The sequence below is a fragment of the Lentilactobacillus sunkii DSM 19904 genome (assembly GCF_001435575.1).
Classification (GTDB): domain Bacteria; phylum Bacillota; class Bacilli; order Lactobacillales; family Lactobacillaceae; genus Lentilactobacillus; species Lentilactobacillus sunkii.
Map to the genome: position 1 here is coordinate 25,876 of NZ_AZEA01000005.1, position 14,833 is coordinate 40,708.

The 14,833-nt window shown below is 42.8% G+C and carries 15 protein-coding genes; 6 read left to right on the forward strand and 9 right to left on the reverse strand.

Annotated elements, in window-relative coordinates:
• Window positions 1–106: 106 nt before the first annotated feature.
• Window positions 107–349: a hypothetical protein gene (locus FD17_RS05060; RefSeq protein WP_057824249.1), complete on the reverse strand. Its 243-nt coding sequence runs from the start codon at window positions 347–349 to the stop codon at window positions 107–109.
• A 216-nt stretch (window positions 350–565) separates the two neighbouring features.
• Between FD17_RS05060 and FD17_RS05065 the strand changes: the two genes are divergently transcribed.
• Complete coding sequence (locus FD17_RS05065; RefSeq protein ID WP_057824251.1) at window positions 566–1,432, forward strand: DUF3737 family protein; 867 nt, start codon at window positions 566–568, stop codon at window positions 1,430–1,432.
• Window positions 1,432–2,595: a MalY/PatB family protein gene (locus tag FD17_RS05070; RefSeq protein ID WP_057824253.1), complete on the forward strand. Its 1,164-nt coding sequence runs from the start codon at window positions 1,432–1,434 to the stop codon at window positions 2,593–2,595. The genes FD17_RS05065 and FD17_RS05070 overlap by 1 nt, the downstream gene beginning before the upstream one ends.
• 132 nt (window positions 2,596–2,727) lie before the next feature.
• Here FD17_RS05070 and FD17_RS05075 read toward each other — a convergent pair whose 3' ends face one another.
• Together FD17_RS05075 and FD17_RS05080 are read right to left on the reverse strand one after the other, a co-directional pair.
• On the reverse strand, window positions 2,728–3,285 hold the full coding sequence (locus tag FD17_RS05075; protein ID WP_057824389.1) for a hypothetical protein: 558 nt from the start codon (window positions 3,283–3,285) through the stop codon (window positions 2,728–2,730).
• A gap of 121 nt (window positions 3,286–3,406) precedes the next feature.
• Window positions 3,407–3,859 carry an NUDIX hydrolase gene (locus tag FD17_RS05080; RefSeq protein WP_057824255.1) on the reverse strand — a complete coding sequence of 151 codons (453 nt, stop codon included), beginning with the start codon at window positions 3,857–3,859 and terminating at the stop codon, window positions 3,407–3,409.
• Between the two features lie 348 nt (window positions 3,860–4,207).
• Here FD17_RS05080 and FD17_RS05085 point away from each other — a divergent pair, with 348 nt between their 5' ends.
• Window positions 4,208–4,558 (forward strand): hypothetical protein, encoded by a 351-nt coding sequence (locus FD17_RS05085; protein WP_057824257.1) that lies wholly within the window; start codon window positions 4,208–4,210, stop codon window positions 4,556–4,558.
• Between the two features lie 101 nt (window positions 4,559–4,659).
• On the opposite strand, the gene FD17_RS05090 is transcribed toward FD17_RS05085, so the two are convergent.
• Window positions 4,660–6,117 (reverse strand): MFS transporter, encoded by a 1,458-nt coding sequence (locus tag FD17_RS05090; protein ID WP_057824259.1) that lies wholly within the window; start codon window positions 6,115–6,117, stop codon window positions 4,660–4,662.
• A gap of 91 nt (window positions 6,118–6,208) precedes the next feature.
• On the opposite strand from FD17_RS05090, the gene FD17_RS05095 reads away from it, so the two are divergent.
• Together FD17_RS05095 and FD17_RS05100 are read left to right on the forward strand one after the other, a co-directional pair.
• Window positions 6,209–6,703, forward strand: a complete 495-nt coding sequence (locus FD17_RS05095; protein ID WP_057824261.1) for a GNAT family N-acetyltransferase — start codon at window positions 6,209–6,211, stop codon at window positions 6,701–6,703.
• A gap of 114 nt (window positions 6,704–6,817) precedes the next feature.
• Window positions 6,818–7,648, forward strand: a complete 831-nt coding sequence (locus FD17_RS05100; protein WP_057824263.1) for a matrixin family metalloprotease — start codon at window positions 6,818–6,820, stop codon at window positions 7,646–7,648.
• Between the two features lie 194 nt (window positions 7,649–7,842).
• Here the strand turns inward: FD17_RS05100 and FD17_RS05105 are convergent, their stop codons facing one another.
• The 4 genes from FD17_RS05105 to FD17_RS05120 form a co-directional block, all read right to left on the reverse strand.
• Window positions 7,843–8,616, reverse strand: a complete 774-nt coding sequence (locus FD17_RS05105) for a CPBP family intramembrane glutamic endopeptidase (protein WP_057824265.1) — start codon at window positions 8,614–8,616, stop codon at window positions 7,843–7,845.
• 66 nt (window positions 8,617–8,682) lie between these two features.
• Window positions 8,683–9,477, reverse strand: coding sequence for an alpha/beta hydrolase fold domain-containing protein (locus tag FD17_RS05110; RefSeq protein WP_057824267.1), 795 nt, complete (start codon window positions 9,475–9,477; stop codon window positions 8,683–8,685).
• A 138-nt stretch (window positions 9,478–9,615) separates the two neighbouring features.
• Window positions 9,616–11,211, reverse strand: a complete 1,596-nt coding sequence (locus tag FD17_RS05115; RefSeq protein ID WP_057824269.1) for an MFS transporter — start codon at window positions 11,209–11,211, stop codon at window positions 9,616–9,618.
• 304 nt (window positions 11,212–11,515) lie between these two features.
• The gene (locus FD17_RS05120; protein ID WP_057824271.1) at window positions 11,516–12,472 is read right to left on the reverse strand and encodes a sugar kinase; all 957 of its coding nucleotides are present in this window, start codon (window positions 12,470–12,472) and stop codon (window positions 11,516–11,518) included.
• Between the two features lie 156 nt (window positions 12,473–12,628).
• Here FD17_RS05120 and FD17_RS05125 point away from each other — a divergent pair, with 156 nt between their 5' ends.
• Window positions 12,629–13,267 carry a bifunctional 2-keto-4-hydroxyglutarate aldolase/2-keto-3-deoxy-6-phosphogluconate aldolase gene (locus tag FD17_RS05125; protein ID WP_057824391.1) on the forward strand — a complete coding sequence of 213 codons (639 nt, stop codon included), beginning with the start codon at window positions 12,629–12,631 and terminating at the stop codon, window positions 13,265–13,267.
• Window positions 13,268–13,414: 147 nt separating this feature from the next.
• Here the strand turns inward: FD17_RS05125 and uxaC are convergent, their stop codons facing one another.
• Complete coding sequence (uxaC, locus tag FD17_RS05130) at window positions 13,415–14,833, reverse strand: glucuronate isomerase (protein ID WP_057824273.1); 1,419 nt, start codon at window positions 14,831–14,833, stop codon at window positions 13,415–13,417.

Genomic DNA, 14,833 nt, shown 5'->3' on the forward strand with positions numbered 1-14,833 from the left:
CAGGTAAAGTCTGATTGCGTGCAATATGTGGAACAAATGATATTCAATCGTTCAGAATCACGTTCTTGTATATTCTCGCAATTATTGCTTGCGGTAATAAACAAACCTATGATTTGCTCAACCATTGAATCTTAAACTGCTGTTCACCATCGATTGAATGAACCGTCTCTTCATCACCATTGACGGGTGCGTGCTGCATCTCAAAGCTTGGGTGCATATGGCTCGTAAAGTCAAATTCATAGCCAATGCCGGACTTCTGCTTTTCAGCTTTCATCAATCCAAACGTTCCATCAGACAGCTTAACGATTTGTTCCTTCTTTTTTGAAGGGTCAACATAAATTGTTGTCATAATCTGCACCTCCACTTACATTATAGCAGTGGTCACGTGAGCTGATTCAATTAACATCAATAATTATTTCAAGATTTCTTGACTTAGAGTGCACTTCAACGTTTATAGTGGTGATATTCCAAATCAGATTTTTGATAACGACGATTGCTGAAACGAGTATACTGAAATTAAGTCTTTTCAAAAATTCAATTAGATTATAAACACTAAGGAGCCGCAATGAGAAAATATACAAATCAATATTTTGATGGTGAGCGCCCATTGTTCGCCGAAACCAACGCGGACATTCAAGGGACCACATTTGGTACCGGCGAATCACCACTTAAAGAAAGTTGTCATATTCATCTAACCGATTCAATTTTTACTTACAAATACCCATTATGGTACAGCAAGCACGTCAAAGTCGACCATTCGATACTAGAAACAATGGCCCGTTCCGGCATCTGGTACACCCATGATATTGAAATTAATGACAGCGCGATCCAGGCACCCAAAATATTCCGGCGTTGTAGTGGGATTACTTTGAACAACGATCATTTTTCCGACGCCAAAGAAACCCTGTGGAATTGTCAGAACATCAAAATCAACAACGTTCAGGCGAACGGCGATTATTTTGGTATGAATAGCGAAAACATCTACGTCGATCACATGAATCTAATTGGAAATTATGTATTTGACGGTGCCAAAAACGTTGAAGTTCACAACTCCACTTTCGTTTCCAAGGACGCCTTTTGGAACTGTGAAAATGTCAAAATTTACGATTCAACGATCAACGGCGAGTATCTCGGATGGAACACCAAGAACATCACGTTTATCAATTGCACAATCGAAAGTGACCAGGGACTTTGCTACATCGATCACCTGATGATGCGCAACTGTCGCCTGCTGCGGACAGATCTGGCATTTGAATTCTGCTCAAATATTGATGCCGAAATCAATTCAAATATTATGAGTGTCAAAAATCCAATCAGCGGCACCATTCACGCCCACTCGGTCGGCAAAATCATCCTTGATCCCACCAAGATTGATCCAAGCAAAACGGCAATCGTTACTGATGACAAGGCCAGCAAAAAGGAGACCGCATAATGTACGACTTTACTTCAATTATCCCGCGAAGAAACACCGATTCAGTCAAATGGGACGTCAAACCAAATGAGTTGCCAATGTGGGTCGCTGATATGGACTTCAAAGTTGCACCGGAAATTTTGGATGCCATGCGTCAAAAAGTCAATTTTGGTATCTTTGGTTATGAAGAACCCCACGATGATTATTTCAACGCGGTTGCCGATTGGTATACAAATGAACACCACGCCACCCCTAAAAGAGACTGGATGTTTCTGTCGACTGGTGTGGTGCCAACCATTTCGTCATCCGTTCGTCGAGTCACAAACGTCGGCGATAACATCCTGGTCCAAGCGCCAGTTTATAATATTTTCTACAATTCGATTGTCAATAACGGCCGTCACGTACTGTCCAGTGATTTAGTCTACAATGCGGATGCGCATCAATACCATATTGATTTTGATGATTTGGAAGCCAAGTTGGCAGAACCACTAACCACCATGATGATTCTGTGTAATCCCCACAATCCAGTTGGAAAAGTATGGACAAGAGACGAACTGATCAAGATTAATCAACTATGCATCAAACATAGTGTGACTCTCTTGTCAGATGAAATTCATGGTGATCTGGTCTTCAAAGGTCCGGACTACACCCCAATGTTCTCGTTGCCTGACGACCTCATTCAAAACATCATTGTCTGCGTTTCACCCAGTAAAACATTCAATGTCGCTGCATTACACGCCGCGACAGTAATCATTCCCAACCCTGCATTGAGAAACAAAGTCAATCGCGGCATCAACACCGATGAACTTGGGGAGCCCAATCTATTGGCAATTCCGGGAACAATCGCGGCATACACAAAAGCCGGCCGTTGGGTTCATGAGCTCCGAAAACAAATCAAGACTAACTATGATACGGTTTTAAAATTCTGTGAAACTAACATTCCTGAAGTGACAGTTGTTCCTTCAACCGCCACCTATCTGGTTTGGATCGATGTCAGCCAGCTGACTGATGATTCTGCAAAGTTGGAATCATTCATTCGAAAAGAAACCGGCTTGTATGTGTCGGCCGGAACAGTTTATGGTGGGAACGGCAATCTGTTCTTAAGAATGAACATTGCCAGCCCGGCATCAATGGTTGAAGACGGACTTAACCGTTTGAACAATGGAATTGAAAAATTTAAATAAAAGAGTGGGACAATAGGCGTTTTGATTCCTGCCGTTTGTTGCACGTTTTAGATAAGTAATAGTTGGGTATCAAAAATAATAAGGTCGAGACAAAAGTTAATTTTTGTTTCGACCTTATTTTTGTTTGACAACTTACTCTTCAACAATTTTTCCAACGGCAATTGGCAGCGTCGTATGCTGATCATATTTACCAACGGCGCCTTGAATCGTATCCGGCAGCTCCATTGAGTCCGGAACGCCATGGATATAAATCACCCGTTTTTCAAGGTGTAGATCATCGTCGTTGAATACTTCCTTGAACTTTTTGCTGATCTCTGCCAATGGCACTTCTTTCTTGTAGTGGAAATGCCCATCTGCATCTGAAGTTGGATAAGTATCAGTTGGAATATCCATCTTCTCGGGTTGGTCATTAAATGGCACCATCGTGGTTCCGGAAACCGGTTCAGTTTCTGGAAGATCAACGTAGCCGTCATGATTGGTATCCTGGGCAATGGTTGCGGGTTGAGCATCCTTGCCATCTGGGAATCCGTGGAAGTGCATCCAATGCTGCGTATTTGGTGAAGTGTGATCCATCGTAATCTCAACTGTCAGTGTATCCCCATCAACCGTGAAAGTCGCTTCACCGGTTGGATGAGTACCGATTTTGTCCCCGTTCAATGAAGTAATTTCTGCCTTATATTTTTTTGCCATCATTACCGCTCCCCTTTGAATGAATTCACGATTCAATTTAAATATAACACCACAAAAACCCTTGGACAAAGGAATGCATATTTACTTTTTTTCTGTGTGTGTAAAGCTGCCAATTTGATCCTTAAACATTGTCCTTTGCAAAAGCCAGCATGTCCTCTGTCTGCTGATTTAACAGCGGCGGAAGCTGATCAAAGTCAAAGTAATCCAGTTCAATGGTTTCATCAGTTTCGGCTGACAACAAGCCGCCACCTACTTTTTTGACCAGGAATAGCTGAGTTACATTTTGGACCTTGTCACCGTTTGGATATGTAAAAATACCTTCGTCAAACAATTTGAGCGGTCTGACAATTTCAACATCCACCCCACTGTCTTCTTTATATTCCCTGACACACGTTTGGGCAAAGGTTTCACCAAACTCCATATACCCACCAGGCAGACTCCAGTTATGGGTATCCGTCCTTAAGTTCAGTAGAACCTGTTTCTTGTCATTCAGTAAAATGCCACCAGCCGTATTCAAGATCAACGGCATGTGACCCACTAATTTTCTAATGTCACCAATGTATCCAGTTGCCATTCAATCACCACTTTCAAGAAAATTTATCGTTTCCTGTTGTTATAATCTTACAAAAAAGTACCTAAATCAAGAGAACATCATGATTCCTAATGAAAAAATCAGCGGTGTACTAGTATACCAGTGATAATTTCCGATAAATGCTGCTGGTTTCCTTAAGATAACGTTTCCAATTAAAATAATTTAAAATATCCAGTATTGTCAACGTTTTCATAGACGTTTTCACTTGTATTATTTTCAAAAGTGTTTAGAATGAAAATTGAAGTAAGGGGAATAATTAAGTAACTAATATGTCAGTTTACTGATTCCTTACGAATATTTGCTGCTTATGAAATGAAAGGAAGATTTAAAATGACAAACACAACTTGGAAAGAATCACTACAATCAGAAAAAGCATTTAACGATTTCATCATTGATTACTTTAAGGATCACAAGCAATTAACCGGAAATTACGAGACAACTTCATATTACGAGTATTATACCGTTACGTTGAACAGCAAAAAGGGCCTGATTATTACCCTGATCAGTTCAGTTAACCCTGCTGTTAACTCAGATGGCCCAACCATCCCATTCAAGGACGTTGAGACCATCAGCGTTGAAGAATTCCGTCAACTCATTCTCCACAAGAAGTTTGCCGACATGCACACTTCATTGGCAGATGTCTTCCAGACCGTTGCCGGTGTCCCTGATTCAACTAAGTAATTTCAAATTATAACCAACTTAACTCAACAAAAAATGTGCGGTTATCCAAGTCTTGGACTTGTGATAGCCGCATATTTTTTATTTTCTATTTTCTAATTCTATCAATGAATAATCTTCCTGTTCGGATCCAAAACATTAATCACCAGCACGACCACAAGCATCGTGACCACCCCGACAAACACCATATGAAGTGCTGTGAGGACGATCGGATCGATCAGTGAACGATTGACCACAACTGCGGTACCCTTCGAACTGATGACATTATTGACCTGTGAGAAGGTAATGCCACCATGGAGCTGCAGGCGCACGACCAGGTTCAGAATCGCCCCATAGACACCTGCCATGACGGTCTGACCAAGAGAGCGGCCCAACGTCAATACAGAAGTCGCTGAACCCACCATCTCGTTGGGGACTAAATGCTGGCTGAGCACAGTATTCATGCTGACAACAACCCCCATACCGATTCCATTGACCATCGCAATCACATAAAAGGCCCAAACAGGAAATGACAGACCAGCAAAAATAAGGGATACATAACTGATCAGCATCACACTGATCAAAGCCACTGCAATCTGCTTTGGCACAAAGTGGGCAATCAATTTCCCAACGAAAAAGGATGCTGCCAGCCACATAATCGAACTTGATGTGACCACCAATCCGGCGACGGTTGCCGAAACCCGGTACAACGACTGCAGCCAAATCGGGAAGTACATCTGATAGCCAATCAAGACACCGCTCAAAATAGTGGCGGTCACAATTTGAATCGTAAAAGTTTTCGACTTAAACATGGTCGGAGAAATTAACGGATCGGTAAATCGTTTTTCTTGGTGGACCAGCAAAATAACCGAAATGAGTGTAATCACCAGCAATCCGGCTGCCAGGACCGGTATCGTGTCCAGCGCTTGGATGCCTAACAACAAGGTAACCAAAGAAACCGCCAGCCACAGAATTCCAAACCAATCGATCGTCAGGTTGCTGCTCAATTCAACATTTTCGTGATAACCCAGCCAAACCAACAATGCAACGATGATCCCAAGCGGCACGTTAACAAAAAATACCCAGTGCCAGGAAAGATGGTCTACGAGAAAACCGCCGATTAACGGCCCCACCAGAGCTGATAAGCCCCACGCTGTATTATTGAGTGCAAGCACATTTGCCCGTTCTTTAAAGCTGAAAATATCGGCAATAATGGTAAACGTGAGCGGCATCACGGCACCGGCACCAATTCCCTGAATTGCCCGGGCAATGATTAGGAATAAAATTGAAGGCGATAGACCGCTTAATAGAGAACCGATCGTAAATACAATCACGCCCCACTGAAAAACGTTTCGGCGCCCCATCGTATCAGCCATCTTGCCATAAATCGGTGTGGTAATTGCGGTTGTCAGCAGATAAGCACTCATGATCCAGCTTTGATATGCCAACCCGTGCAGCTCACTGATAATTGACGGCAACGCCGTTGTTACAATAGTCACTTCAACAGAAGTCATGAAAGTCGCAATAAAAACAGCGGTCATGATTACCCACCGTTGATGTTGAACTAATTTTGAATGATTCATTTTTTCAGATCTCCTATCGTGCTATGATAAGAATTATTTATTAATTCAAATGCGCACAATAAGATGATACCACATGCCCAGGAGGACAAAATTGGAATTACACTTTGAATCCGCTCAGATGGATGAACTCCAACAAATTATGTTAATCGAACACGCCGGATTTTCTGAAGAGGAAGCCGCAACTCGAACCGCAATGCGAGATAGAATCAAGCTTTATCCAGAAACTTTTGTGGTTGCCAAAGTTCCCACCGGACAACTTGTTGGCTACGTTGTCGGTCCTGCGTTCGATCAACGATATTTAACTGATGACTTATATGCTCAGTCCCATCCCAATCATCCAGAAGATCCCTATCAAACCGTTTTGAGTCTGGCCGTTGATCCTGACTTCCAACATCATGGGATTGCCAGTCAATTACTGACCAAGTTCGCAAAGGTCGCAAAAGCCCAGGGACGGTCTGCCGTTACCCTCACCTGCTTGGAAACCCTTGTCTCATTTTACGAAAACAACGGCTACAAGAATGAAGGCGTTTCTGCGTCCAGTCACGCAGACGAAACCTGGTACAACATGGTATTGCCACTGACATAATTCGTAAGGGTTCATTAAGAGCATCAATTTTTAAGCAAGATTGCTTGAACCATGAATAATGGAATGATATTATTCAGGCGAAATGTATTTTATGCCATTTTTATGGGGGTCATTATGAAAAAAAGAAGTTTCATTCTCGTTGCAGTGGCAAGCATTGCCTTTGCACTATCAGTTCCAATTACATTGGATACACCAACAACTTCGGTTACTTATGCAAAATCGACTAAACGCATCGCTGGAAAAACGGTTGCCAAAGCGATTAAAAGCACGCCTGATTTGAATCCAACTTCAAGTGTCCGCAAATACCCAGCATATATTTACGATAAATACTGGAAAGTCTTCGACCGTTGGTACAATGTTCAGCCAATGAGTGAACCCGGCACATTCAACTCAAAACACACCGCCAAAGTATACGTTGCCAATAAAGCATTAAAATCCTATACCTATACTGCAATGCAGAATTGGAACAAGGCCCTCAAAGTTAAAGCATTCAAGCTGGGGACCAAATCCAACCACACAATCACCGTTGGATTTAAGAATGCCGGCACCGGCGAAGGCAGCTGGGATGGCTACTATATCACCAGCAAGCTTTTCATCAACTATAATTTTTTTGACAATGCAAATTACATGCCGGCAGCTTATAAAGCCATCACAGGTAAAGCCATGCCGTCCGCGGATAAACCAAACAGTGCCGAATATCAATCGATTTATGATACGTACTGGAAATCCGTGGTCACGCATGAACTGGGTCACAGCTTGGGGCTTGATCATACACCGTACTCCAACGACATTATGGAGGCTGATTCCGGTACCAGGAGCGGTGACGCCAAGTATACCTGGAACAGTACAAAAGTTGTGAATGACGATTATGCAATCTTTGAAGACAAGCTATCCTCACGGGATATTAACCGTGCCAAGCTCACGAAAGTTTTGGGATATTGGTAGAAAACAGAGTGTGGGAGCCGGCGATTTGACCCCTGAATTTAAGGAAATAACGCGATTATTCCGGGTCCTGGAATGGTCGCGTTATTTCCTTAAATTACTGGGGTCAGCCGGCTCCCACACGTTTCAACTAGATATAAGCAATGAATTAAAATGAGGCCCGAACAAAAGCAAAACTTTTGTTCAGGCCTCTTCGTTTAATCATTTTTAATTAAAGAATCTTGATGATTATAACTACCATCAAACGCAACCAGGAAAATCACGGTCACAACCAGCAGCGTTCCCCAAACCGCCAAAAAGACGGGCCAAGAAGCAATCGTGCTGACCGTATGGGTAACCGAAATTCCCGGCTGCCAATCAATTAACCAGTGGATTAACACCACCCAAGTCAACGTATTGGTAGTCAACCGAATCGACGCAAAGATTGCCCCAATCACGAAAGCATAGGTTGCCTGCTGCAACGTCTGCGCGATCCCTTGGCCGGAAATTAAATTCATGAAATGAAACAGCCCGAAGAAAATTCCGGTAGCTAATGCCGCTCCGGTAAACTTATATTTAGTCTTTTCAAAAACTGAAAGAAACGCCGAGAATAACAAGCCACGGCATAAAAACTCTTCAAAGATTCCGGCGGATAACGCCATCATCGTATCGGCAGCCAGTGTCTTGACGTGCATCATCATGGCAGAATGGCCAAGAATACTGATTAACAGAAATAAACCACCTAGACAGATGCCAAAAATAAATCCCCAGATTTTGGTAAAGGTTCCCAATTTAATCTTCTTTCCGAAAATCTTCATCGTGCCTAATATATAATACACAATTCCGGCAACAACCACGGCAAATACCAACCGTACACCGCCACGCATGAGAGGGCCAGTCCCTTTCACAGAGAAGTCGACTCCCATCAATAGGACAAGGAAGAGTGCTGCCAACAGAAATTCTTTTGCCCATGACATCTTGTTCTTAATCATTAATTTGAGCCCCATTTCTATGTATGAAAATGGCCGGAAGTTATCCGACCACTTAATTTTACTCCATTATAATGTTTGGTCAAAGAAGCCAACAATGTCATCCCACACGTCATCCAGGTACCCTTTGGCATGCCTACTTCCTGTCAGCATTCTGGTTCTGTAAGGAATCTGGTGTTCAGTCAGGGCTTTAGCGATATCAAGCACACCACTCGTCGGAACAAATTCATTCAGTGAATTTGCCAAATACATCTGACCGGTCTCATCAGTCACCCGATGAACCGGTGTGGCTTCTTTGTACTGATCGGTCCTTCCGTCAAAATAGTTGGTCACAAACCATTTATAGAACGGATCGTTGGCCCCCGTTTGATTGATGTTGGAACTGGCAGTTGAATTAAACCCACTGGTGTCACCTTCTGCAGCAACCACATCTTCATGATCCCCCAACCACTTGTCAATATCCAAAATACCAGAAAGCGATACGATTGGAATGCCATATTTGATGGCCAGTTCAACGGTCATGTTACCGCCGGCAGAGGAGCCGAAAGCCCCAATATGATCGTGGTTAAACGGCAGGTCTGATTTCTTCAGCCAGTCATACAAATGATCCATGTCTTCCAACGGAGCTGGATAAAAGGCTTTAGGGGTAATCCGATATTCAGGAGTCACAACCAGATAACCAGCTTCAACGAAACGGATTGATGCATCGGCATCCTTGGATTTATTACCGCGGAACCAGCCGCCACCATGGATATCAATGATGGCACCCTTGCTCTGAGCTTTTTCACCATCGTAATAAATATCAGCTAATTGATGATTGATGGAATCGTATTCAACGTCTTTTTTAATCACTAAGTTAGTCATGTAAATCCTCCTCAAAATAAATGACTTTTCGATTTCAGGAAAAGTATCTACCCAGAGGATATGAAGGTCAATCAAATCGACTTTAACAAACAATTGATGCTTTAATAATTATCATTCGTATTGTCAACAGGGTTTGAATTATTGTTGAGCGCCGTCTTGGGGATCGTCATTTTTCTTCCAAAACTCGATTGAGTCATATTTGACCCCTGTCAGGTCTTCGCAGACTGCTTTGGTTTGCGGATCAACATCCTTCATGCTGCCGCCTTTTTGTAATCGGACAAGTTCGGCGGACAGAACTGTGAAGGTCTTCTTACTCAAATGAAAACGGCTGACAAAAAATATGGCTAATAAAATCATGATACCAACGCCACCGGAAACAATAAAAATAATCATATTGATTGCACTTTGCGGTTGAACGACCGCACCACTGGCTGATTCTCGGAAATTGGCAAAATCAAGCAGGTATCCGGCAACAACCCCGGCAACACCCACGCTGATCTGATTAACAAAGGTCATAACCGAGGCAAACAGACCGGCACGATTTCTACCTGTGACCAGCGTATCCAAGTCGGGGATAAAGGGAAAGGCATTCCAAGGTGCAAAATACAAGATATACAGGCCAATTTCCCAAAATATCATAAAAATAATCAGCCAGACCATTTCCGCAGCCGGTTTGGCAAGAGCAATGAACGTCCACCCAAAACAACTCACAAGAATTAACGAGAAGCCAAATAAATCCAAAGTTCGATAACTGATCTTGGTAATGGCAAAGCCGGCAATAATTGTAACCGGAATTGAGACAATGCTTAAAGACTGCAAAAGTCCTGATAAGCTGGTTGTCTTGCCCAACACATAAACAATGTAATAAACAAACACTGTGGTAAACATGGTTGCTGCAAAATACGAGCTTAAATAGATTCCCATATGAAGCCGGAAAGTTTTAATTTTGAACGTCGAAAAATAATTCTTTAATACTGATTTAAGGCTGGCCTTTTGCCCATCGTTTTCTTCCAGGGCTTCAGCTTCCATTTTTTTGGCCTCATCCTTGGTCACAAAATGCTCCCATGTAGAATTATATGTCACAATAATCAGGAAAAATGTCACGATTGAAAATGCGGCCTGCATGAGGATATATGGTTCAGGTGATGTCTTCGGAAAGTATTTAAATAACTGAGCTGGGATAAATTGTGTGAGCATCCCACCCAGTCCAGCCAAAACCATTTGCATCGTGGACATCTTTGTTCGATTATTGAAGTTTTTTGTCATTTCATTTGGCAGGGTTTCCCACGGAATTTGGAGGGTTGACATTAGCACCGTCACAATCACGTATGTAATCAGATAATACCAGAAGTTCATTCCAGCCACCCACAGTGTAATGGCAACTAATACTGACGGTGCAGCAGCCAAAATGAATAAATGACGGCGGCCAAACTTTCGGCCCAACTTATATTTATAAACATTGTCGGAAATGTTCCCCATAACCAGAGATACCACCGCATCAGCAACTCGGCCGATTAAAAAAATGGTGGCCCCTTGCCCGGCACTCAAACCGGCAAAGGTGGTGTAAAAAAACATCAGCCATGCTCCAACGAGTCCCTGCATTGAAATGCTGAAGAATGAGAAGACACCATATCCTAATGATCGCCAAACACCGATTTTGCCACGGTTTTGATAAATCCTTTTAGTCGCATACTCGTCCCAACCGTCGTGAACGTTTTGCTTTTCATTGTCCATGAATACAATGATCTCCTTTTCTAGCGTATCTTAATTTACCCATGATGGGTTTAAGAATCGTATAACTTTAAACTTCACAATCCCTAATTGATGAATTATTAATTTGTAACATTTTAAATTAGAATACTAATATTCTACTTTGTTATAATAGTTCTAACGGAAAACGCTGTCAACCACGATTCCACGTTTTGGGCGCAGATTAAAAACAAAAACGGCTTCTACCCACTCTGTAGGTAAAAGCCACACCTGTTTTCAGTTAGATTTCATCTGAGAAATCAAGATTCATTCAATTTGGATATTTGGTTTAGTCTTGCTCATTTTGATACGCATCCAACTCTTCTCGGGTTGGATAACCATCATTGTCACCAGGAGCCTGCACGGCCAATGAACCAATTGCATTGCCGCGTTTGGCGGCATCTTCAATGCTCAGGCCTTCAAGCAATCCAGTAATCACCCCAACTGCAAAGCCGTCCCCGGCACCAACCGTATCGACGACTTTGTTAACATGATAGCCGGTTACCATTGATGACTTTCCGTCCTTGGTCTTAATGAAAGCTCCTTTTGAGCCAACTTTGACAATCACGGTATCGGTGCGGTCGCCATTATTCAAATAAAAGTCGGCAATTTTTTCCGGATCACGACTGCCCATCAAAATTTCACCTTCATTAACGCCGGGCAAAATGATGTTGGCCTCCGCAGCTAATGCATTAATTGTCGTAACCATCTTTTCTTTTGAGGCCCACAATTGAGGACGTAAGTTCGGATCAAAAGTTGTTCGAACAGTTGGATGACTTTGAATTAAACCAATTAAATACTTGAAGGCATCCAAAGCTGTATCTGAAATGGCCGGGAAAATCCCGGAAAGGTGGACAAGTTTGATTCCATCGAAATCAATGTTGTCCAGTATGGACTTTTGAAAATGGGCTGCAGCGGAATTGCGACGGTAATAGAAGATTCCCGGGTCCCCTTTTGTAACCCGCTGCTTCATTTGAAAGGCCGTCCAATATTCGTCAGTCGTGTCGATATAATGGGTGCCAATGTGATTCATCTCAAGCTGCTTGCTGATGAACCCACCAAGTGGATCAGATCCCAACCTGGTTACATATTCGGCTGAATGCCCCAATCTCGAAACACCAACTGAGACGTTGACTTCGGCTCCGGCCAGAAACTTCTCGAAGTGGGTTGCATCAACTAAGGATTGGTCTGCATCCTGTGAAGCAAACAGCCCAATCGGCTCGCCAATCGTTAAAAATTCACTCATGATTATCCTCCTATATTAAGCGCTTACAAACAATTTTAAAAATAAAGGTCAAACCATTGCATATTTCGGAACAAAGTAATATATTAATATGTGTAAGTAATATATTAATATTATAATACAATGTTGTTGAATTTAAAAGGAGCTAATATGATGAGTATGAATCGTGTTCAGAATCTCAATAAGATTGCCGATGCAGGTATTATTGCGGTTGTCCGTGCCGATACCCCAGAAAAAGCCGAAGCAATCAGTAAAGCTGCTATCAAAGGTGGCGTGATGGGGATTGAACTGACCTTTACCGTTCCCCACGCAGACCAGGTCATCGCAAAATTGACCGAGGAACTCCCTGATGGTGTCATTGGTGCCGGGACTGTTCTGGATGTTACTTCAGCACGTTTGGCAATGATGGCCGGCGCTGGCTACATTGTCAGCCCAACATTTGATCCTGACATCGCAAAATTATGTAACCTTTATCAAATCCCTTATCTGCCGGGCTGCAGCTCAATGACAGAAATGCAACGGGCCCTTGAAGGCGGTTCAGATATCGTTAAGCTGTTCCCAGCAAGTGTCGCGGGACCCGGCATGATCAAAGCCGTACACGCACCATTCCCACAAATCAACATTATGCCTACTGGCGGTGTTAACCTGGATAACCTCCAAGAATGGTTTGATGCGGGTGCTGTCTGTGTTGGTGCCGGTGGCAATCTTGTCGGTCCTGGTGAGACTGGTGATTACGCACAAGTTACTGAAAATGCCAAAGAATACATCAAGAAGTTTAAAGAAATTAAATCCAAATAATTTAACCAAAACCGTTTCGACTCCCCCCTGTCGAAACGGTTTTTATTGATTAATATAGATCTCAACACAAATAGACCACGGTTCCTCATTTCTGAGAATCCGTGGTCCATTGTCGTAAATGGTCAATTAACGAATCGTGATGAACGGTTAATCAAAAAAGCCAAATTGATCATGCGCATTGTTATACGAAATATCTTCCACAATTCTGCCCAAATAATCTTCATCTTCTGGAACTTGACCCCGAGCTGCCCATTGGCCAATCACACTGCACAGAACCCGTCTAAAGTACTCATGACGAGGATACGACAAGAAACTGCGTGAATCGGTCAGCATCCCCACAAAGTTTGGCAGAAGGCTTTGTTCGGCCATCGTGGTTAACTGTCGGGTCATACCGCTGAATGTATCATTAAACCACCACGCAGCGCCCAGCTGAATCTTTTGAACACCATCCTGCTGAAAGTCGCCCATACCCGTTGCCAACTGCATCCAGTCATTTGGATTAAGCGAGTACAGAATCATCTTTGGAAGTTGATTCTGAGTTTGCATGCTGATCAAAAGCTTCATAAACTCCTGAGCCAAGTCCGGCTGGGTTCCCATGGAATCAAAGCCACCATTGGAGCCGAATTCTTTGAACATTGGTTTATTGGCGTCACGAATGACGTTCATATGAAACTGCATCGTCCAGTTGAATTGTTTATTCAACTTCATCAACGCTTCAACAAGCATCGTTTGATACTGATTGATCTCTTTGTCAGTCAAAGATTGATTAGCGCGCGCTTTGAAGATAATTGCATCCATCTCTTCTTCGGTTGCGGGAACGAAATGAAAGAAATTCAAACCGTGATCAGACAAGCGCCCGCCAATGCTTTGGAAGTATTCAAACCGTCGTTTGAGAGCTGCAACCAGTGTCTTAAACGAGGTAATCTTGGTATCCGAAATACTGCTCAATTCATTCAGATAAGCATCATAGCCATCATCGGTGAGATTGAATGCTTTGTCAGGACGCATTGCCGGAAGCACTTTAAAACCATTTTCAGCTTCCTCTTCCTTCAACAGCTTGTGATATTTTAAATCAGACGCTGGATCATCAGTCGTGCAGACAACTTTGACATTTGAACGACGAATCAGGCTTCGAGGTTTGAAATCGTCGGTCTTGAGTAATTCATTGGTTTTTTCCCAAATTTTTGGGGCACTTTGGCGATTAAATACTTCATCGATCCCAAAAAATCTGCGAAGTTCCAAGTGTGTCCATTCGAATAAGGGATTCCCAACGGCCTTTTCAATTGTACCGGCCCATGCCATGAATTTATCATAGTCATCCCCATTTCCGGTAATCAGTTTTTCAGGGACCCCATTTGCTCTCATCAAGCGCCATTTGTAATGATCGCCAAAGCCGTTTTCGTAAATCCAAATTTTGGTAATATTGGCATAATTTTTGTTTTCATAAATCTCCTTGGGCTCCAGATGACAATGGAAATCAATAATTGGCATCTTCGCCGCGTGATCATGAAACAGCTTTTTAGCCATCGGGGTCGTTAATAGAAAGTCATCATTTAATAGCGTCAC

Bases quoted from the DNA above. Each gene is read 5' to 3' on its own strand.
- FD17_RS05060 (WP_057824249.1), bottom strand. From the start codon at position 349: ATGACAACAATTTATGTTGACCCTTCAAAAAAGAAGGAACAAATCGTT.
- FD17_RS05065 (WP_057824251.1), top strand. From the start codon at position 566: ATGAGAAAATATACAAATCAATATTTTGATGGTGAGCGCCCATTGTTC.
- FD17_RS05070 (WP_057824253.1), top strand. From the start codon at position 1,432: ATGTACGACTTTACTTCAATTATCCCGCGAAGAAACACCGATTCAGTC.
- FD17_RS05075 (WP_057824389.1), bottom strand. From the start codon at position 3,285: ATGGCAAAAAAATATAAGGCAGAAATTACTTCATTGAACGGGGACAAA.
- FD17_RS05080 (WP_057824255.1), bottom strand. From the start codon at position 3,859: ATGGCAACTGGATACATTGGTGACATTAGAAAATTAGTGGGTCACATG.
- FD17_RS05085 (WP_057824257.1), top strand. From the start codon at position 4,208: ATGACAAACACAACTTGGAAAGAATCACTACAATCAGAAAAAGCATTT.
- FD17_RS05090 (WP_057824259.1), bottom strand. From the start codon at position 6,117: ATGAATCATTCAAAATTAGTTCAACATCAACGGTGGGTAATCATGACC.
- FD17_RS05100 (WP_057824263.1), top strand. From the start codon at position 6,818: ATGAAAAAAAGAAGTTTCATTCTCGTTGCAGTGGCAAGCATTGCCTTT.
- FD17_RS05105 (WP_057824265.1), bottom strand. From the start codon at position 8,616: ATGATTAAGAACAAGATGTCATGGGCAAAAGAATTTCTGTTGGCAGCA.
- FD17_RS05110 (WP_057824267.1), bottom strand. From the start codon at position 9,477: ATGACTAACTTAGTGATTAAAAAAGACGTTGAATACGATTCCATCAAT.
- FD17_RS05115 (WP_057824269.1), bottom strand. From the start codon at position 11,211: ATGGACAATGAAAAGCAAAACGTTCACGACGGTTGGGACGAGTATGCG.
- FD17_RS05120 (WP_057824271.1), bottom strand. From the start codon at position 12,472: ATGAGTGAATTTTTAACGATTGGCGAGCCGATTGGGCTGTTTGCTTCA.
- FD17_RS05125 (WP_057824391.1), top strand. From the start codon at position 12,629: ATGAATCGTGTTCAGAATCTCAATAAGATTGCCGATGCAGGTATTATT.